This is a genomic window from Tepidimonas sediminis, from assembly GCF_007556605.1.
In the GTDB taxonomy this organism is placed as follows: Bacteria; Pseudomonadota; Gammaproteobacteria; order Burkholderiales; family Burkholderiaceae_C; genus Tepidimonas; species Tepidimonas sediminis.
The window spans coordinates 68,854-86,999 of sequence record NZ_VJND01000006.1; the positions used below are offsets into that span (position 1 = coordinate 68,854).

An 18,146-nucleotide genomic window follows, 5' to 3' on the forward strand; every position below is an offset into this window, starting at 1 on the left:
GTCACGCACTGGAGGATTCGAGACCATGGGCAAGATCACCGGCTTCCTGGAGTTCGCGCGCATCGAGGAGGGCTACCAGCCGCCGCAGGAGCGCATCAAGCACTACCGCGAGTTCGTCATCGGCCTGGACGAGGCGCAGGCCAAGGTGCAGGGCGCGCGCTGCATGGACTGCGGCACGCCGTTCTGCAACAACGGCTGTCCGGTCAACAACATCATCCCGGACTTCAACGACCTGGTCTACCGCGGCGACTGGCGCCACGCGATCCAGGTGCTGCACAGCACCAACAACTTTCCGGAGTTCACCGGGCGCATCTGCCCGGCGCCGTGCGAGGCGGCGTGCGTGCTCAACATCAACAACGATCCGGTCGGCATCAAGTCGATCGAGCACGCCATCGCCGACCGTGCGTGGGCCGAGGGCTGGGTGGTGCCGCAGCCGCCGAAGGTCAAGACCGGCAAGCGCGTGGCCGTCGTCGGCTCGGGGCCGGCGGGCCTGGCCGCGGCGCAGCAGCTGGCGCGCGCCGGCCACGACGTGACGGTGTTCGAGAAGAACGACCGCATCGGCGGCCTGCTGCGCTACGGCATCCCCGACTTCAAGATGGAGAAGTGGCTGATCGACCGCCGCATCGAGCAGATGCAGGCCGAAGGGGTGACGTTTCGCACGCGCGTGCTGGTCGGCCGCCTGCCCGAGGGCAGCAAGGTCAACTGCGACGCGCGCGAGACGGTGGAGCCGCAGCAGCTGCTGGCGGAGTTCGACGCCGTGCTGCTGTGCGGCGGTGCCGAGCAGCCGCGCGACCTGCCGGTGCCGGGGCGCGAGCTGGACGGCATCCATTTCGCGATGGAGTTCCTGCCGCAGCAGAACAAGGTCAACGCCGGCGACAAGCTGAAGAAGCAGATCCGTGCCGACGGCAAGCACGTCATCGTCATCGGCGGCGGTGACACCGGCAGCGACTGCGTCGGCACCAGCAACCGCCACGGCGCGGCCAGCGTCACGCAGTTCGAGCTGATGCCGCAGCCGCCCGCGCAGGAGAACAAGCCGCTGACATGGCCGTACTGGCCGCTGAAGCTGCGCACCAGCTCCAGCCACGAGGAGGGCTGCCAGCGCGAGTTCGCCATCGCCACCAAGGAGTTCTTCGGCAAGAACGGCAAGGTCACGGCGGTGCGCACCGTCCACGTCGAGATGAAGGACGGCAAGCTGGTCGAGATCCCCGGCACCGAGAAGGAGTACAAGGCCGACCTGGTGCTGCTGGCGATGGGGTTCGTGTCGCCGGTGGCCACGGTGCTGGAGGCGTTCGGCGTCGAGAAGGATGCGCGCGGCAATGCCAAGGCCAGCACCGAGGCGGTGGGCGGCTACGCCACCAACGTGCCCAAGGTGTTCGCCGCCGGCGACATGCGCCGCGGCCAGTCGCTGGTGGTGTGGGCGATCCGCGAAGGCCGCCAGGCCGCGCGCGCGGTGGACGAGTTCCTGATGGGCCGCTCGGACCTGCCGCGCTGAGGCGGTGGCGCCGGCGTTGGCCGGCGCCAATCCGGGTCTTCCCTTATGATTCGGCAGCCGGCCCGCCCGGCTGTCGTCATTTTTTGCGCTCATGACCGCCTCCGCCCTCGTCGAACTGCGCGACGTCGTCTTCGGCTACGACGAGCGGCCCGTGCTCGACCGGGTCAGCCTGCACGTGCCGCGCGGCAAGGTGACGGTGCTGATCGGCACCTCCGGCGGCGGCAAGACCACGCTGCTGCGCCTGATCGGCGGGCAGCTGCGCGCGCGCAGCGGGCAGGTGCTGTTCGATGGCGAGGACGTCGGCGCGCTGGACCGCGACGGGCTGTACCGGGTCCGGCGGCGCATGGGGCTGCTGTTCCAGTTCGGCGCGCTGTTCACCGACCTGTCGGTGTACGACAACGTGGCCTTTCCGCTGCGCGAGCACACGCGTCTGCCCGAGGCGCTGATCCGCGACATCGTGCTGATGAAGCTGCACGCGGTGGGCCTGCGCGGCGCGCGCGACCTGATGCCCGCCGAACTCTCGGGCGGCATGGCGCGGCGCGTGGCGCTGGCCCGCGCCATCGCGCTCGACCCAGAGCTGATCATGTACGACGAGCCGTTCTCGGGGCTGGACCCGATCTCGCTGGGCACCGCCGCGCGGCTGATCCGCCAGCTCAACGACACGCTGGGCCTGACCAGCATCATGGTGTCGCACGAGCTGGAGTCCACCTTCGCGGTGGCCGACCACATCGTCGTGCTGGCCAACGGCCGCGTCGCGATGGAGGGCACGCCCGACGAGGTGCGCCACAGCGACGACCCGCTGATCCGGCAGTACGTCACGGCCTCGCCGGACGGGCCGGTGCGCTTCCATTACCCCGCGCGGCCGGTGGAGGAGGACTACGGGCCGGCCGTGGCGGTCGGGGGAGGGCGCTGATGCGCTACTGGCATCCGGCCGACGTGGGCCTGGCGGTGCGCGCCAAGCTGGCCGACCTGGGGCTGGGCGCGCGGCTGTTCGCGCGGCTGCTGCTCGGCACGTGGGCGAGCTTCCGGCGCTTCGGGCTGATCCGCGACCAGATCCACTTCCTCGGCAACTACTCGCTGTCGATCATCGCGGTCTCGGGGCTGTTCGTCGGCTTCGTGTTCGGGCTGCAGGGCTACTACACGCTGCAGCGCTACGGCTCGTCGGAGGCGCTGGGCCTGCTGGTGACGCTGAGCCTGGTGCGCGAGCTGGGGCCGGTGGTGACGGCGCTGCTGTTCGCCGGCCGCGCCGGCACGTCGCTGACGGCCGAGATCGGTCTGATGAAGGCCGGCGAGCAGCTGAGCGCGATGGAGATGATGGCGGTCGATCCGATCGACCGGGTGCTGGCGCCGCGTTTCTGGGGCGGGGTGATCGTGATGCCGCTGCTGGCGGCCGTGTTCAGCGCGATGGGCATCATCGGCGGCTGGGTGGTGGGCGTGCTGATGATCGGGGTGGACGGCGGCGCGTTCTGGAGCCAGATCCAGGGTGGCGTGGACGTCTGGTCCGACGTCGGCAACGGCATCGTCAAGAGCGTGGTGTTCGGCATCGCGGTGACCTTCATCGCGCTGCTGCAGGGCTTTGAGTCGCACCCGACGCCGGAGGGCGTCTCGCGCGCGACGACGCGCACCGTGGTGATGGCGTCGCTGACGGTGCTGGGTCTGGACTTCATCCTGACCGCGCTGATGTTCACGATCTGAGCAGGGGAGGGATCCAAGGCATGCAACGATCCAAGATCGACGTCTGGGTGGGCCTGTTCGTGCTGATCGGCGCGGCAGCCATCCTGTTTCTGGCGCTGCAGGCGGCCAACCTGCTCAACCTGAGTCTTGCGCCGACCTACCGCGTCACCGCCACGTTCGACAACGTGGGCTCGCTCAAGCCCAAGGCGGCGGTGCGCAGCGCCGGCGTGCTGGTCGGGCGCGTGGAGTCGATCGCCTTCGACGACAAGACGTTCCAGGCGCGCGTGGTGCTGGCGCTGGAGTCGCGCTACGCCTTCCCGAAGGACAGTTCGTTCAAGATCCTGACCAGCGGGCTGCTGGGCGAGCAGTACATCGGCGTGGAGCCGGGCGGGGCCGACGAAAACCTCGCCGACGGCGACGTCGTCACGCGCACGCAGTCGGCCGTGGTGCTGGAAAATCTGATCGGCCAATTCCTCTTCAACAAGGCCGCCGAGATGGGAGGAGAGTCCCAATGAGCCGTGAGCGAAGGCCGGTGCGCCGATGCCGCCGCCGGGTGACGGGCGCCGTCGCGCTGGCCGGTGCGCTGCTGCTGGGTGGCTGCGCCAGCGCGCCGGATGCCCACCCGGCCGATCCGCTGGAGCCGTTCAACCGCGGTGTCCACCGCTTCAACGAGGCGGTGGACGAGGCGGTGCTCAAGCCCGTGGCGCAGGGCTACGTGCAGGTGGTGCCGCGCCCGGTGCGCACGGGCGTGAGCAACTTCTTCGCCAACTGGCGCGACCTGTGGTCGGCGGTCAACGCCGCGCTGCAGGCGCGGCCGCAGCCGGCGGCCGAAAACGTCATGCGCTTCGCGGTCAACACCGTCTTCGGCCTGTTCGGGCTGCTGGACGTGGCCGGCGAGATGGGCATCCCGCGCACGACGCTGGACTTCGGCCACACCTTGGGGCGCTGGGGCGTGCCGGCGGGGCCGTATCTGGTGCTGCCGCTGCTGGGCCCCTCCAGCGTGCGCGAGACGGTGGCGCTGCCGCTGGACCGCCGCGGCGACGCGGTGGCGCAGGGCATCGACGACGTGGCCACGCGCAACGCCGCGCAGGGTCTGCGGGTGGTGGACACGCGCGCCGGGCTGCTGCGCGCCGGCGAGCTGCTGGAGCAGGCGGCGCTGGACAAGTACAGCTTCACGCGTGACGCCTACCTCGCGCGCCGCCAGCGCCAGGTGGAGGAGGCGCGCGGCGGCGCCGACGGCGAATGAGGTCGACCGTAACGATGTGCAACGATGGCAACCGGCGCGTGCGCGGCGGGAACCGCGACGCATCCGCCGGGCTCGCAGAGATCATGAACGAACGCAACCGCTTTGCCGTCACGATCCGCGTCGCGCCGCCGCAGCAGGCGCGGCGCCGCCTGCTGCTTGCCCTGCTCGGGCTGGGGGCGCTGCTGGGCGCGGCGCCGCGCGTGCGCGCCGCCGAGCCCGTCGAGGCGCCCGATGCGCTGATCCAGCGCGTGGCCAACGAGGTGTTCGACGCCGTCAAGCGCGACGCCGCCATCCGCAACGGCGACATCGGCCGCATCACCGCGCTGGTCGACGGCAAGCTGATGCCGTACGTCGACTTCGAGCGCATGACGGCCTCGGCGGTGGGGCGCTTCTGGCGCCAGGCCACGCCCGAGCAGCGCCAGCGCCTGATGGCCGAGTTCAAGACGCTGCTGGTGCGCACCTACTCCGGCGCGCTGACCCAGATTACCGACCAGACGCTGGTGATCCGCCCGCTGCGCGCGGCGCCCGACGCCAACGAGGTCGTCGTGCGCTCCGAGATCCGCGGCAAGGGTGACCCGATCCAGCTCGACTACCGGCTGGCGCGCACGCCGCAGGGCTGGAAGGTCTACGACCTCAACGTACTGGGGGTGTGGCTGGTCGACACCTACCGCACCCAGTTCGCGCAGGAGATCAACGCCCGCGGCATCGACGGGCTGATCGCGGCGCTTGCCGAGCGCAACCGTGCCAATGCCCAGTCACGCTCCTGAGGCGGTGGCCTTGCCGCCGCTGCCGGCGCAGCTGACGCACGCGCAGGCGCCGGCGTGGCTGACGGCGGCCGAGCGGGCGGTGGCGCAGGCGCCCGCCGGCGCCACGCTGACGCTGGATGCCGCGGCCTTGCGCACGTTCGACTCCTCGGCGCTGGCGGCGCTGCTGGCGGTGCGCCGCGCGGTGGTGGCGCGCGGGCTGGCGTGGCGCATCGAGGGGTTGCCGCCGCGGCTGCGCACGCTTGCGGCCGTGTACGGGGTGCAGGCGCTGCTGCCCGGGTAGAATGCCCGGTTCGATGTCCGTTGCCGCCGTCTCGTTCGATCAGGTCAGCAAGCGCTACGCCAACCCGCGCGGGGTGCTGCAGGCGCTCGACCGCGTCACGTTCGACGTCGAGCCGGGCGAGTTCTTCGGGCTGCTCGGCCCCAACGGCGCCGGCAAGACGACGCTGATCAGCATCCTGGCCGGCCTGACGCGGCCCAGCGAGGGGCGTGCGCGCGTCTTCGGCGTCGACGTGCAGGCCGAGCCGTTGCAGGCGCGCCGGCTGCTCGGCATCGTGCCGCAGGAGCTGGTCTTCGACCCCTTCTTCACCGTGCGCGAGGCGCTGCGCTTCCAGTCGGGCTACTTCGGCCTGACGCGCAACGAGGTCTGGATCGACGAGCTGCTGGAGGGACTGGGGCTGGCGGACAAGGCCGGCACCAACATGCGCCAGCTCTCCGGCGGCATGAAGCGCCGCGTGATGGTGGCGCAGGCGCTGGTGCACCGGCCGCGCGTGATCGTGCTCGATGAGCCCACCGCCGGCGTCGATGTGGAGCTGCGCCAGACGCTGTGGGCGTTCATCGCGCGCCTGAACCGCGAGGGCTGCACGGTGCTGCTGACCACGCACTACCTGGAGGAGGCCGAGGCCCTGTGCGGCCGCATCGCGATGCTGCGCGGCGGCCGGGTGGTGGCGCTGGAGCGCACCGCCGCGCTGCTGCAGCGCTTCTCGGCGCACGTGCTGCGCTTCAAGACCGACCAGGCGCTGCCGCCGGCGCTGGCGCAGCGCGCGCGCGAGACCGGCCGCATCAAGCAGGTCAAGGTGCACGACGCGCTGGAGGTCGAGCGGGTGCTGGCCACGCTGCGCGAGGCGGGCGTGGCGGTGGAGGACGTCGAGGTGCACAAGGCCGACCTCGAGGACGTGTTCCTCGAGCTGATGGCGCAGCAGCGCGCGGAGGCGGCGGCATGAGCGGCTGGCGCGCGCTGTTGGTCAAGGAGGTGCTGCGCTTCTGGAAGGTGGCGTTCCAGACGATTGCCGCGCCGATCGTCACCGCGATCCTGTACCTGCTGATCTTCGGCCACGTGCTGGAGGCCCACGTGCAGGTCTACGACGGGGTGGGCTACACGGCGTTCCTGCTGCCGGGGCTGGCGATGATGAGCCTGCTGCAGAACGCCTTTGCCAACAGCTCCTCCAGCCTGATCCAGAGCAAGATCATGGGCAACCTGGTCTTCCTGCTGGTGACGCCGCTGTCGCACTGGGCGTGGTTCGCCGCCTACGTCGGCTCCTCGGTGCTGCGCGGGCTGGTGGTGGGGGCGGGCGTGCTGCTGGCCACCGTCTGGGCGGCCCCGCTGCCGCTGCAGCACCCGCTGTGGGTGGTGGTGTTCGCGCTGCTGGGCGCGGCGCTGCTGGGGGCGCTGGGCGTCATCGCCGGCCTGTGGGCGGAAAAGTTCGATCAGATGGCGGCGTTCCAGAATTTCATCATCATGCCGATGACGTTCCTCTCCGGCGTGTTCTACTCGATCCACTCGCTGCCGCCGTTCTGGCAGACGGTCAGCCACCTCAACCCGTTCTTCTACATGATCGACGGCGCGCGCTACGGCTTCTTCGGCATCAGCGACGTCTCGCCCTGGCTGAGTCTGGCCGTGGTGGCCGGCGCGCTGCTCGCCGTCGGCGCGCTGACGGTGCACCTGCTGCGCATCGGCTACAAGATCCGCCACTGACCCTCGCGAAGCGGCCTCCTTTCCTTCGAACGCCCAGTCATCCGCCATGATCACCGCCGACGAGATTCGCTCGCTGATCGCCGCTGGCCTGCCGTGCGACCACCTGGAGGTCGGCGGCGATGGCCGTCACTGGAACGCCGTCGTCGTCTCGCCGGCGTTCGAGGGCAAGCGCCTGATCCAGCGCCACCAGATGGTCTATGCGACGCTGGGGCGGCGCATTCACGACGACACCGTGCACGCGCTGTCGATGAAGACGCTGACGCCGGCCGAATGGCTGGCTGCGCGGGGGCGCTGAGTCCCGATGGACAAGCTGCTGATCCGCGGGGGGCGACCGCTGCACGGCGAGGTTGCCATCTCCGGCGCCAAGAACGCGGCGCTGCCCGCGCTGTGCGCCGCGCTGCTGACCCCCCAGGCCGTGACGCTGCGCAACGTGCCGCGCCTGCGCGACGTGGCGACGATGCGCGCGCTGCTGCAGCGCATCGGCGTGCAGGTGCAGACGCACGGCGAGCGCGGCGGCCTGACGCTGCAGGCCGCCGATCCTCTCGACCCGGTGGCGCCGTACGAGCTGGTCAAGACGATGCGTGCCTCGATCCTGGTGCTGGGGCCGCTGCTGGCGCGCTGCGGGCGCGCGCGCGTCTCGCTGCCCGGTGGCTGCGCGATCGGCGCGCGGCCGGTGGACCAGCACATCCGCGGCCTGCAGGCGATGGGGGCCGAGATCGCCGTCGAGCACGGCTACATCGAGGCGCGTCTGCCGCCCGGCCGCAGCCGGCTGCGCGGCGCGCGCATCACCACCGACATGGTCACCGTCACCGGCACCGAGAACCTGCTGATGGCCGCCACGCTGGCCGAAGGCGAGACCGTGCTGGAAAACGCCGCGCAGGAGCCCGAGGTCGTCGACCTGGCCGAGCTGCTGATCGCGATGGGGGCGCGCATCGAGGGCCACGGCACCCGCCGCATCCACGTGCAGGGGGTGGCGGCGCTGCACGGCGCCGAGCACCACGTGGTGGCCGACCGCATCGAGGCCGGCACGTTCCTGTGCGCGGTGGCCGCCGCCGGCGGGCGCGCGCGGCTGCGCCATGGCCGCGCCGACCATCTGGACGCGGTGATCGACAAGCTGCTGGCCGCCGGGGTGGAGGTCGAGGCGGGCGCCGACGGCCTCACCGTGACCTCGCCGGGCGGCGCGGCGCTGCGGGCGCAGAGCTTTCGGACCACCGAGTACCCGGGCTTCCCGACCGACATGCAGGCGCAGTTCATGGCGCTCAACTGCGTGGCGCAGGGGCCCAGCGCCGTCACCGAGACGATCTTCGAAAACCGCTTCATGCACGTGCAGGAGCTGGCGCGGCTGGGCGCGCGCATCCGCATCGACGGCAGAACCGCCTTCGTCGAGGGCGGCCAGCGCTTGAGCGGCGCGGCGGTGATGGCCACGGATCTGCGCGCTTCCGCCAGCCTGGTCATCGCCGGGCTGGTGGCCGACGGCGAGACGGTGGTCGACCGCATCTACCACTTGGATCGCGGTTACGACCAGATGGAGGTCAAGCTGCGCGCGCTCGGCGCCGACATCGAAAGGTTGGCATGAATCCGGATGAGACGCTGACGCTGGCCCTCTCCAAGGGCCGCATCTTCGACGAGACGCTGCCGCTGCTGCGCGCCGCCGGCATCGAGGTGCTGGAGGATCCGCAGACCTCGCGCCGGCTGATCCTGCCGACCAACCGGCCCGGGGTGCGCGTGGTGCTGGTGCGCGCCACCGACGTGCCGACCTACGTCGAGCACGGCGGGGCCGACCTGGGCGTGTGCGGCAAGGACACGCTGATCGAGCACGCCGCCGCCTGGGGCGGGGCGCACGTCGGGTTGCTGGAGCCGCTGGACCTGGGCATCGCGCGCTGCCGCATGAGCGTGGCGGTGCCGGCCGACTTCGACTACGCGCGCGCGGTGCGGCAGGGGGCGCGCCTGCGCGTGGCCACCAAGTACGTGGCCATCGCTCGCGAATTCTTCGCCAGCAAGGGCGTGCACGTCGACCTGATCAAGCTTTACGGCAGCATGGAGCTGGCGCCGCTGACGGGGCTGGCCGACGCCATCGTGGACCTGGTCTCCACCGGCAACACGCTCAAGGCCAACCGGCTGGTGGAGGTCGAGCGCATCATGGACATTTCCTCGCGCCTGGTGGTGCGGCCCACCGCGCTGAAGGTCAAGGGGGGGCTGATCCGGCCGCTGCTGCAGGCGTTTGCCGCGGCGGTGCGCGCCGACGCCGATTGAACCCCTGCATCGCCGCCATCGGCCGGCGGCGCTGGTGCGCCTGGGCCCTGCCTGCGACAATCCGACCCATGAACGAGACTCTCCGCGCCCGCCCGCTGCGCCTGGACACCGCGCAGCCCGACTTCGAGCAGCGCTTCGCGCAGCGCCTGCACTGGAGCGCCGACACCGACGCCGCCATCGAGGCGCGCGTGGCCGAGATCTTGGCCGACGTGCGCGCGCGCGGCGATGCGGCGGTGCTGGACTGCACGCGCCGCTTCGACCAGCTGGAGGTGACCAGCGTGGCCGAACTCGAGCTCGGGCCGGAGGTGCTGCGCGCCGCCTTCGAGGCGCTGCCGGCCGCGCCGCGCGAGGCGCTGCAGCAGGCCGCCGCGCGCATCCGCCGCTACCACGAGGCCCAGCTCGAAGCCTGCGGGCGCGGCTGGGAGATCGTCGACGAGGACGGCACGCGCCTGGGCCAGAAGGTCACGCCGCTGGACCGCGTCGGCATCTACGTGCCGGGCGGCAAGGCCGCCTACCCGAGCAGCGTGCTGATGAACGCCATCCCCGCGCACGTGGCCGGTGTGCCGGAGATCGTGATGGTGGTGCCGACGCCGCGCGGCGAGCGCAACCCCCTGGTGCTGGCCGCGGCGCACGTGGCCGGGGTCAGCCGCGCGTTTGCGATCGGCGGGGCGCAGGCGGTGGCGGCACTGGCCTACGGCACCGCCACCATTCCGCGCGTGGACAAGATCACCGGCCCCGGCAACGCCTACGTGGCGGCGGCCAAGCGGCGCGTCTTCGGCACCGTCGGCATCGACATGATCGCCGGCCCGAGCGAGATCCTGGTGCTGGCCGACGGCAGCACGCCGCCGCAGTGGGTGGCGATGGATCTGTTCAGCCAGGCCGAGCACGACGAGCTGGCGCAATCCATCCTGCTGTGCCCGGATGCGGCCTATCTGGATGCGGTGCAGGCCGCGATCGACCGCCTGCTGCCGACGCTGCCGCGCGCCTCCATCATCGCCGCCAGCCTCAACGGCCGCGGCCTGCTGGTGCGCACGCGCGACATGGAAGAGGCCTGCGCGCTGAGCAACCGCATCGCGCCGGAGCACCTGGAGATCGCCAGCCGCGAGCCGCGCCGCTGGGAGCCGCTGCTGCGCCATGCCGGGGCGATCTTCCTCGGCGCCTACACCAGCGAGAGCCTGGGCGACTACTGCGCCGGGCCCAACCACGTGCTGCCCACCAGCGGCACGGCGCGCTTCTCCAGCCCGCTCGGGGTCATGGATTTCCAGAAGCGCTCCAGCCTGATCGAGGTCAGCGCCGCGGGGGCGCAGCGGCTGGGCCGCGTCGCCTCGGTGCTGGCGCACGGCGAAGGGCTGCAGGCGCACGCGCGCGCCGCCGAGCTGCGGCTGGAGGCCGGCGCATGAACCCGCGGCTGCAGGCGGCGCTGGGCCGCATCCGCCGGGACGTGCAGGGCATGCACGCCTACGCCATCCAGGACGCGCGCGGGCTCATCAAGCTCGACGCGATGGAAAACCCCTACGGCCTGCCGCCGGCGCTGCAGCAGGAACTGGGCCGGCGGCTCGGCGCGGTGGCGCTGAACCGCTACCCGGGCCCGCGCATCGAGGAGCTCAAGGCCGCACTGGCGCGCTTCGTCGGCCTGCCCGAGGGCGCGGCGCTGATGCTGGGCAACGGCTCGGACGAGCTGATCAGCCTGCTGGCCATGGCGTGCGACGTGCCGGGCGCGGCGATCGTGGCGCCGGTGCCCGGCTTCGTGATGTACGAGATGTCGGCACGGCTGCAGGGGCTGCGCTTCGTCGGCGTGCCGCTCGACCCCGACTTCGCGCTGGACGAGCTGGCGCTGCTGGCGGCGCTGCGGCGCGAGCGGCCGGCGATCACCTACCTGGCCTACCCGAACAACCCCACCGCCAACCTGTGGGACGAGGGCGCCGTGCGCCGCGTCATCGAGACGGCGGCGTCGTTCGGCGGGCTGGTCGTCCTCGACGAAGCGTACCAGCCGTTTGCCAGCCGCACGTGGCTGGACGTCTGGCGCGCCGAGCCGGATGCGCATGGCCACGTGCTGATCATGCGCACGCTGTCCAAGTTCGGCCTGGCCGGCGTGCGGCTGGGCTACCTGATCGGCGCGCAGCCGCTCGTGCACGAGCTCGACAAGGTGCGCCCGCCGTACAACGTCTCCAGTCTCAACGCCGAGGCGGCGCTGTTCGCGCTGGAGCACGCGGACGAATACGCGCGTCAGGCCGCGGCGATCCGCGCCGAGCGCGCGCGGCTGCTGCAGGCGCTGGCGGCCATTCCCGGCGTGCAGCCGTTTCCGAGCGAGGCCAACATGATCCTCGTGCGTGTGCCCGACGCCACAAAGGCGTTCGCCGGGCTGCGCGCGCGCGGCGTGCTGGTGAAGAATGTTTCTACAATGCATCCGTTGCTGGCCGGCTGCCTGCGCCTGACCGTGGGCACGCCGGCCGAGAACGACGCGCTGCTGGCAGCGCTGCCGCCATCCCTATGACCCAACTGCCCGCCACCGGCGCCGCCACCCGCACCGCGGACGTGCGGCGCACCACGGCCGAGACCCGCATCCGCGTGCGCGTCGACCTCGACGGCAGCGGCCGCAGCCAGCTGCGCACCGGCATCGGGTTCTTCGACCACATGCTCGACCAGATCGCTCGCCACGGGCTGATCGATCTCGAGGTCGAGTGCGACGGCGACCTGCACGTGGACGGCCACCACACGGTGGAGGACGTCGGCATCACGCTCGGCCAGGCGGTGGCGCGCGCGGTCGGCGACCGGCGCGGCATCCGCCGCTACGGCCACGCCTACGTGCCGCTGGACGAGGCGCTGTCGCGCGTGGTGATCGACTTCTCCGGCCGGCCCGGGCTGCACCTGGACGTGCGCTTCACCGCGGCGACGATCGGCCAGTTCGACACCCAGCTGGTGCACGAGTTCTTCCAGGGCTTCGTCAACCACGCCGGCGTGACGCTGCACATCGACAACCTGAAGGGCCACAACGCCCACCACCAGTGCGAGACGATCTTCAAGGCGTTTGCGCGCGCGCTGCGCGCCGCCGTGGAGCGCGACCCGCGGCTGGGCGATGCGGTCCCCTCCACCAAGGGCAGCCTGTGAGCCACGGCGGTTGAGCATGGCAATGGCAGGCGGACGCGAGACGGTGGCCGTGGTCGACTACGGCATGGGCAACCTGCGCTCGGTGGCGCAGGCGGTGCTGCACGCCGCGCGGGTCAGCGACCGCGTCGACGTGGTGGTGACCGCCAGCCCGCAGGCGGTGCGCGACGCGCACCGCGTCGTGCTGCCCGGGCAGGGAGCGATGCCGGACTGCATGGCCGAACTGGAGCGCAGCGGCCTGCGCGAAGCGGTGCTGCACGCGGCGGCCACCAAGCCGCTGTTCGGCGTGTGCGTCGGCATGCAGATGCTGCTGGAACACTCCGAGGAGGGCGACACGCCCGGCCTGGGTCTGATCCCCGGGCGCGTCGTGCGCTTCCGCCTGGATGGACAGCGTCAGCCCGACGGCAGCCGCTACAAGGTGCCCCAGATGGGCTGGAACCGCGTCTGGCACGGCTTCGAGCACGGTGCCGCCGAGCGGCCGGCGGCGCATCCGCTGTGGGCCGGCATCCCGGACGGCAGCTACTTCTACTTCGTGCACAGCTTCCACGCGCACCCGGCCGACCCCGGCCACACCGTCGGCGTCACCGACTACGGCGTGCGCTTCGCCAGCGCGATCGCGCGCGACAACCTGTTCGCCACCCAGTTCCACCCGGAAAAGAGCGCCGCCCAGGGGCTGGCGCTGTACCGCAATTTCCTGCACTGGAACCCCTGACCCCGCCCCCGACGACGTGCCATGCTGCTGATCCCTGCCATCGACCTGAAAGACGGCCAGTGCGTGCGCCTCAAGCAAGGCGACATGGAGCAGTCCACCGTGTTCAGCGACGACCCGGCCGCGATGGCGCGCCACTGGGTCGAGCAGGGGGCGCGGCGGCTGCATCTGGTGGACTTGAACGGCGCCTTCGCCGGCAAGCCGCGCAACGAGGCCGCCATCCGCAGCATCCTGCGCGAGGTCGGCGATGAGGTCGACGTGCAGCTGGGCGGCGGCATCCGCGACCTCGACACCATCGAGCGCTACCTCGACGCCGGCCTGCGCTACGTCATCATCGGCACCGCGGCGGTCAAGAACCCGGGCTTCCTGCAGGATGCCTGCACGGCGTTCGGCGGCCACATCATCGTCGGGCTGGATGCCAAGGACGGCAAGGTGGCCACCGATGGCTGGAGCAAGCTGACCGGCCACGAGGTGGTGGACCTGGCGCGCAAGTTCGAGGACTACGGGGTGGAGGCCGTGATCTACACCGACATCGGCCGCGACGGCATGCTGACCGGCCTCAACGTCGAGGCCACCGTGCGACTGGCGCAGGCGCTGTCGATCCCGGTCATCGCCTCCGGCGGGCTGTCGGGGCTGGACGACATCCGCCGCCTGTGCGAGGTCGAAGCCGAGGGGGTCGAGGGCGTCATCTGCGGCCGTGCGATCTACAGCGGCGCGCTCGACTTCGCCGCCGCGATGCGCCTGGTCGAGGAACTCGGCGCCTGAGGCGCGAGCGCAGCGATGCTGGCCAAGCGCATCATCCCCTGTCTGGACGTCACCGGCGGCCGCGTCGTCAAGGGGGTCAACTTCGTCGGCCTGCGCGACGCGGGCGACCCGGTGGAGATCGCCGCGCGCTACAACGAGCAGGGTGCCGACGAGCTGACGTTCCTCGACATCACGGCCACCAGCGACGGGCGTGACCTGATCCTGCCGATCATCGAGGCGGTGGCGAGCCAGGTGTTCATTCCGCTGACGGTGGGCGGCGGCGTGCGCACCGTGGAGGACGTGCGGCGGCTGCTCAACGCCGGGGCGGACAAGGTCAGCTTCAACTCCGCGGCGATCGCCAACCCGCAGGTGGTGCGCGACGCCGCGGCCAAGTACGGCTCGCAGTGCATCGTCGTGGCCATCGACGCCAAGCGCCGCAGCGCCGAGGAGGAGCGCCGCCCCGGGCCGGATGGCCAGCCGCTCGGCCCCGGCTGGGACGTCTATTCGCACGGCGGACGCAGGAACGTCGGTCTGGACGCGGTGGCGTGGGCGCGGCGCGTGGCCGAGCTCGGCGCCGGCGAGATCCTGCTGACCAGCATGGACCGCGACGGCACGCAGGCCGGCTTCGACCTCGAGCTTACCCGCGCCGTCAGCGACGCCGTGGACGTGCCGGTGATCGCCTCGGGCGGGGTGGGCACCCTGGATCATCTGGTGGACGGCATCCGGGTGGGCGGTGCGGACGCGGTGCTGGCGGCCAGCATCTTCCACTACGGCACCTACACCATCGCGCAGGCCAAGCGGCGTCTGGCCGAGGCCGGCATCCCGGTGCGGCTGTGAGGGCAGCCGTCACCGCCCCGTGGTACGCTCTCGTTCCATGGACTGGCTCGACGAGGTGCGCTGGGATGCGCAGGGGCTCGTGCCCGTGGTGGCGCAGGAGCGTGACAGCGGTGACGTGCTGATGGTGGCCTGGATGAACCGCGAGGCGCTGGCGCGCACCGCCGAGCTCGGGCGCGCGGTCTACTGGAGCCGCTCGCGCGGCCGTCTGTGGTTCAAGGGCGAGGAGTCCGGCCACGTGCAGCAGGTGCACGAGATCCGGCTCGACTGCGACGGCGACGTGGTGCTGCTGAAGGTCACGCAGCTCGGCCACGAACCCGGCATCGCCTGCCACACCGGGCGGCACTCGTGCTTCTTTCAGCGGCTCGACGTTGCCGCCGGCCGCTGGGAGGCGGTGGAGCCCGTGCTGAAGGATCCCGAGACCATCTACCGTTGAGCGAGCCGCCGATGACCCGCCCCGACCGCCCGGAGGACGTGCTCGAGCGCCTGGCCGCCGTCATCGACAGCCGCAAGCCGGCGGCCGGCGGCGACCCCGAGCGCAGCTACGTCGCGCGCCTGCTGCACAGGGGGCCCGACGCCTTCCTGAAGAAGATCGCCGAGGAGGCCGGCGAGGCCGTCATGGCCGCCAAGGACCTGCAGCACGGTGCCGGCAGCGCGCAGGCGCTGGTCGGCGAGGTGGCCGACCTCTGGTTCCACAGCCTGATCGCGCTGGCGCATTTCGGCCTCGGTCCCGCCGACGTGGTCGCCGAGCTCGCGCGCCGCGAGGGTCTGTCGGGGCTGGAGGAAAAGGCGCTGCGCAAGGCGCGCGCGCGCGAGCAGGCCGAGGGCGCCGTCGGCCAGGGTGGGCAGGGCACGCCATGAGGCCGCAGGACGACGCCCCGATCGAGGTCACGCCGGTGCGCGTGGAGCCGGCCGTGGACGCCGAGCGCCTGGCCGGCCTGCGCCAGCTCACGCTCGTGGTCTACGCGCTGTACGCGCTGTCGTGGTTCGTCGGCATCACCGCGCTGATCGCCATCATCGTCAACTACGTCAAGCGTGCCGACGTCGCCGGCACGCTCTACGAGAGCCATTTCACCTGGCAGATCCGCACCTTCTGGTGGGGCCTGCTGTGGGCGGTGCTGGGCGGGCTGACGCTGGTGATCGGCGTCGGCTTCCTGATCCTGGCCGCCGCCTTCGTCTGGACGCTGTACCGCCTGGTCAAGGGTTTTCTCTACTGGAACGACCGCAAGCCGCTGCCGGTCTGAGCGCCGGTGCGGCGGCGGTCCCGCATTGCCATGTCACCCGATCCCGACTGCATCTTCTGCAAGATCGTCGCCGGTCAGATCCCGTCCCGCAAGGTGTACGAGGACGACGAGCTGCTGGCCTTCCACGACATCAACCCCTGGGCGCCGGTGCACTTCCTCATCGTGCCCAAGGTCCACATCCCGTCGATGGCGCAGCTCACCCCCGAGCACGAGCGCCTGATGGGCCGCCTGATGGTGCTGGCGCCCAAGCTGGCGTTGGAGCAGGGCTGCCTGCCGTACCCGCAGGGGGGTTTTCGCATCGTCTGCAACACCGGTGAACACGGCGGGCAGGAGGTGCACCACCTGCACGTGCACGTCATCGGCGGCCCGCGCCCCTGGCGCAAGGGCTGACGCGGCGCGCCGGCGCGCTTTGCGGCACAATCCGAGTCCCGGCCGCGGCGGGCGAACCGCCGCGGCATCCTGGCATCCAAGGTTGCAACCGGGGCGATGCCGCCCCGACGATGGAGTCGAGCATGGGTAGTTTTTCCATCTGGCACTGGCTCGTGGTGCTGCTGATCGTGGTGCTGGTCTTCGGCACCAAGAAGCTCAAGAACCTCGGCTCGGACCTCGGCGCCGCGGTCAAGGGCTTCAAGGAGGGCATGGCGCACGGCACCGGCTCGGGCGATGCGCCCGCCGGCGGCACCACGCCCCAGGTCACGGCCGACAAGGCCGCTGCCGACAAGACGACGATCGACGTCGACGCCAAGACCAAGTCGTGAGATCCCGCCAGTCCGGCCGCGTGCCCGCGGCGGCCATCTCGGTTCGCGCATGATCGATCTCGGCATCTCCAAGCTCGCCCTCATCGGGGTGGTGGCGCTGGTCGTCATCGGCCCGGAGAAGCTGCCGCGCGTGGCGCGCACCGTCGGCGCGCTGCTCGGCAAGGCGCAGCGCTACGTCGCCGAGGTCAAGGCCGAGGTCAACCGCACCATCGAGCTGGAGGAGCTCAAGCGCATGAAGGAGTCGGTGGAGAAGACCGCGCGCGAGGTGGAGACCCAGGTCAGCGCCACCGCCGCCGACTTCGAGCGCGAATGGTCGCAGGTCACCGCGGGGCTGGAGGGTTCCGCCGCGTCGCCCGCCCCGGACTACAGCGCCGACCTGGCCGCGATCGGCTCGCCGGTCTACCCCGAATACAAGCGACCGAAGAAGAACTTCCGCCTCAAGCGCCAGGCCGTGCCGCAGTGGTACAAGGCGCGCGCCGGCGTGCGCCGGCACGCGTTGTCGGGGGCGGCGCGGGTGGCGCGCTACCGCCCCAGGACCCTCTCGCGCTGACCCATGGCCGACCCCCGCGATCCGAGCCAAGACGAGCTGGCCGGCACCGAGCAGCCGTTCGTCGCGCACCTGATGGAGCTGCGCGACCGCATCCTGTACGCCCTCTACGGCATCGGCGCCGCCATGGCGCTGCTGGCGCTGTGGCCAGGTCCGAGCGGCCTGATCGACTTCATCGCCACACCGATCCGCGCCCACATGCCCCCCGACGCGCGGCTGATCGCGGTGGGCGTCTTCACGCCGTTCTTCGTGCCGCTGAAGGTGCTGATGATGGCCGGCCTTCTGCTGGCGCTGCCGTGGGTGATCTACCAGATCTGGGCCTTCGTCGCCCCGGGCCTGTACAGCCACGAGAAGCGCTTCGCGCTGCCGCTGATCGTCATCGGCAGCGCGCTGGCCTACCTCGGCATCGCGTTCGTGCAGTTCTTCGTGCTGGACAAGATGTTCGCCTTCATCCAGGGCGTCACCCCGGCCAGCGTCAACGCCACGCCGGACATCGCCTCCTACGTCGAGGCGATCCTGTCGCTGTACCTGGCCTTCGGGCTGGCGTTCCAGGTGCCGGTGGTGGTGATGCTGATGGTGCGCTTCGACATGGTCACCGTGGACAAGCTCAAGAGCTTCCGCGGCTACTTCATCGTCATCGCCTTCGTGATCGCCGCCGTGGTCACGCCGCCCGACGTCATCTCGCAGGTGGCGCTGGCGGTGCCGATGTGCCTGCTGTACGAGCTGGGCATCTGGGGTTCGCGCTGGTTCGCACGCGTCAGCCGCGCCCCGGACGAGTCACCCGCCACGCCGGCGGATTGA

25 protein-coding genes are annotated in these 18,146 nt (G+C 71.4%); all 25 read left to right on the forward strand.

The window, feature by feature from the left end:
* Positions 1-25 precede the first annotated feature (25 nt).
* Positions 26-1,492, forward strand: coding sequence for a glutamate synthase subunit beta (locus tag Tsedi_RS06245; RefSeq protein ID WP_143894745.1), 1,467 nt, complete (start codon positions 26-28; stop codon positions 1,490-1,492).
* A 91-nt stretch (positions 1,493-1,583) separates the two neighbouring features.
* On the forward strand, positions 1,584-2,405 hold the full coding sequence (locus tag Tsedi_RS06250; protein ID WP_143894747.1) for an ABC transporter ATP-binding protein: 822 nt from the start codon (positions 1,584-1,586) through the stop codon (positions 2,403-2,405).
* Positions 2,405-3,187, forward strand: coding sequence for a lipid asymmetry maintenance ABC transporter permease subunit MlaE (mlaE, locus tag Tsedi_RS06255; protein ID WP_143894749.1), 783 nt, complete (start codon positions 2,405-2,407; stop codon positions 3,185-3,187). The genes Tsedi_RS06250 and mlaE overlap by 1 nt, the downstream gene beginning before the upstream one ends.
* A 20-nt stretch (positions 3,188-3,207) precedes the next feature.
* Positions 3,208-3,681 (forward strand): outer membrane lipid asymmetry maintenance protein MlaD, encoded by a 474-nt coding sequence (gene mlaD / locus Tsedi_RS06260; RefSeq protein ID WP_143894750.1) that lies wholly within the window; start codon positions 3,208-3,210, stop codon positions 3,679-3,681.
* A complete protein-coding gene (locus tag Tsedi_RS06265; protein ID WP_143894752.1) occupies positions 3,678-4,412 on the forward strand; it encodes an MlaA family lipoprotein in 735 nt (244 codons plus the stop codon). The genes mlaD and Tsedi_RS06265 overlap by 4 nt, the downstream gene beginning before the upstream one ends.
* A gap of 83 nt (positions 4,413-4,495) precedes the next feature.
* Positions 4,496-5,179 (forward strand): MlaC/ttg2D family ABC transporter substrate-binding protein, encoded by a 684-nt coding sequence (locus Tsedi_RS06270; RefSeq protein ID WP_143894754.1) that lies wholly within the window; start codon positions 4,496-4,498, stop codon positions 5,177-5,179.
* A gap of 4 nt (positions 5,180-5,183) precedes the next feature.
* Complete coding sequence (locus tag Tsedi_RS06275) at positions 5,184-5,459, forward strand: STAS domain-containing protein (protein WP_425472734.1); 276 nt, start codon at positions 5,184-5,186, stop codon at positions 5,457-5,459.
* Positions 5,460-5,472: 13 nt separating this feature from the next.
* Entirely contained in the window at positions 5,473-6,399 is a 927-nt protein-coding gene (locus Tsedi_RS06280; protein ID WP_143894758.1) for an ABC transporter ATP-binding protein, read from the forward strand.
* Positions 6,396-7,151 carry an ABC transporter permease gene (locus Tsedi_RS06285; RefSeq protein ID WP_143894760.1) on the forward strand — a complete coding sequence of 252 codons (756 nt, stop codon included), beginning with the start codon at positions 6,396-6,398 and terminating at the stop codon, positions 7,149-7,151. Before Tsedi_RS06280 ends, Tsedi_RS06285 begins: the two co-directional genes overlap by 4 nt.
* A gap of 49 nt (positions 7,152-7,200) precedes the next feature.
* Complete coding sequence (locus Tsedi_RS06290; protein ID WP_143894901.1) at positions 7,201-7,446, forward strand: BolA family protein; 246 nt, start codon at positions 7,201-7,203, stop codon at positions 7,444-7,446.
* 6 nt (positions 7,447-7,452) lie between these two features.
* Positions 7,453-8,727, forward strand: a complete 1,275-nt coding sequence (gene murA / locus Tsedi_RS06295) for a UDP-N-acetylglucosamine 1-carboxyvinyltransferase (RefSeq protein ID WP_143894762.1) — start codon at positions 7,453-7,455, stop codon at positions 8,725-8,727.
* Positions 8,724-9,404 carry an ATP phosphoribosyltransferase gene (gene hisG, locus Tsedi_RS06300; RefSeq protein ID WP_143894764.1) on the forward strand — a complete coding sequence of 227 codons (681 nt, stop codon included), beginning with the start codon at positions 8,724-8,726 and terminating at the stop codon, positions 9,402-9,404. The genes murA and hisG overlap by 4 nt, the downstream gene beginning before the upstream one ends.
* Before the next feature lie 68 nt (positions 9,405-9,472).
* A complete protein-coding gene (gene hisD / locus Tsedi_RS06305; RefSeq protein WP_143894766.1) occupies positions 9,473-10,804 on the forward strand; it encodes a histidinol dehydrogenase in 1,332 nt (443 codons plus the stop codon).
* Positions 10,801-11,898 carry a histidinol-phosphate transaminase gene (hisC, locus tag Tsedi_RS06310; RefSeq protein ID WP_143894769.1) on the forward strand — a complete coding sequence of 366 codons (1,098 nt, stop codon included), beginning with the start codon at positions 10,801-10,803 and terminating at the stop codon, positions 11,896-11,898. The genes hisD and hisC overlap by 4 nt, the downstream gene beginning before the upstream one ends.
* Positions 11,895-12,512, forward strand: coding sequence for an imidazoleglycerol-phosphate dehydratase HisB (hisB, locus tag Tsedi_RS06315; protein ID WP_143894771.1), 618 nt, complete (start codon positions 11,895-11,897; stop codon positions 12,510-12,512). The genes hisC and hisB overlap by 4 nt, the downstream gene beginning before the upstream one ends.
* Positions 12,513-12,534: 22 nt before the next feature.
* Positions 12,535-13,221 carry an imidazole glycerol phosphate synthase subunit HisH gene (hisH, locus tag Tsedi_RS06320; protein ID WP_143894903.1) on the forward strand — a complete coding sequence of 229 codons (687 nt, stop codon included), beginning with the start codon at positions 12,535-12,537 and terminating at the stop codon, positions 13,219-13,221.
* A 21-nt stretch (positions 13,222-13,242) separates the two neighbouring features.
* Positions 13,243-13,983, forward strand: a complete 741-nt coding sequence (hisA, locus tag Tsedi_RS06325; RefSeq protein ID WP_143894773.1) for a 1-(5-phosphoribosyl)-5-[(5-phosphoribosylamino)methylideneamino]imidazole-4-carboxamide isomerase — start codon at positions 13,243-13,245, stop codon at positions 13,981-13,983.
* Between the two features lie 15 nt (positions 13,984-13,998).
* A complete protein-coding gene (gene hisF / locus Tsedi_RS06330) occupies positions 13,999-14,799 on the forward strand; it encodes an imidazole glycerol phosphate synthase subunit HisF (protein ID WP_143894775.1) in 801 nt (266 codons plus the stop codon).
* A gap of 37 nt (positions 14,800-14,836) precedes the next feature.
* Positions 14,837-15,232, forward strand: coding sequence for a phosphoribosyl-AMP cyclohydrolase (hisI, locus tag Tsedi_RS06335; RefSeq protein ID WP_143894777.1), 396 nt, complete (start codon positions 14,837-14,839; stop codon positions 15,230-15,232).
* An 11-nt stretch (positions 15,233-15,243) separates the two neighbouring features.
* Complete coding sequence (locus tag Tsedi_RS06340) at positions 15,244-15,657, forward strand: phosphoribosyl-ATP diphosphatase (protein ID WP_143894779.1); 414 nt, start codon at positions 15,244-15,246, stop codon at positions 15,655-15,657.
* Positions 15,654-16,040 carry a DUF4870 family protein gene (locus tag Tsedi_RS06345; protein WP_143894781.1) on the forward strand — a complete coding sequence of 129 codons (387 nt, stop codon included), beginning with the start codon at positions 15,654-15,656 and terminating at the stop codon, positions 16,038-16,040. Before Tsedi_RS06340 ends, Tsedi_RS06345 begins: the two co-directional genes overlap by 4 nt.
* A gap of 30 nt (positions 16,041-16,070) precedes the next feature.
* Positions 16,071-16,430 (forward strand): histidine triad nucleotide-binding protein, encoded by a 360-nt coding sequence (locus tag Tsedi_RS06350; protein ID WP_143894783.1) that lies wholly within the window; start codon positions 16,071-16,073, stop codon positions 16,428-16,430.
* Positions 16,431-16,552: 122 nt separating this feature from the next.
* A complete protein-coding gene (tatA, locus tag Tsedi_RS06355; protein ID WP_143894786.1) occupies positions 16,553-16,798 on the forward strand; it encodes a Sec-independent protein translocase subunit TatA in 246 nt (81 codons plus the stop codon).
* 49 nt (positions 16,799-16,847) lie between these two features.
* Positions 16,848-17,348, forward strand: a complete 501-nt coding sequence (gene tatB / locus Tsedi_RS06360) for a Sec-independent protein translocase protein TatB (protein ID WP_143894788.1) — start codon at positions 16,848-16,850, stop codon at positions 17,346-17,348.
* Positions 17,349-17,351: 3 nt separating this feature from the next.
* Positions 17,352-18,146 carry a twin-arginine translocase subunit TatC gene (tatC, locus tag Tsedi_RS06365; protein ID WP_143894790.1) on the forward strand — a complete coding sequence of 265 codons (795 nt, stop codon included), beginning with the start codon at positions 17,352-17,354 and terminating at the stop codon, positions 18,144-18,146.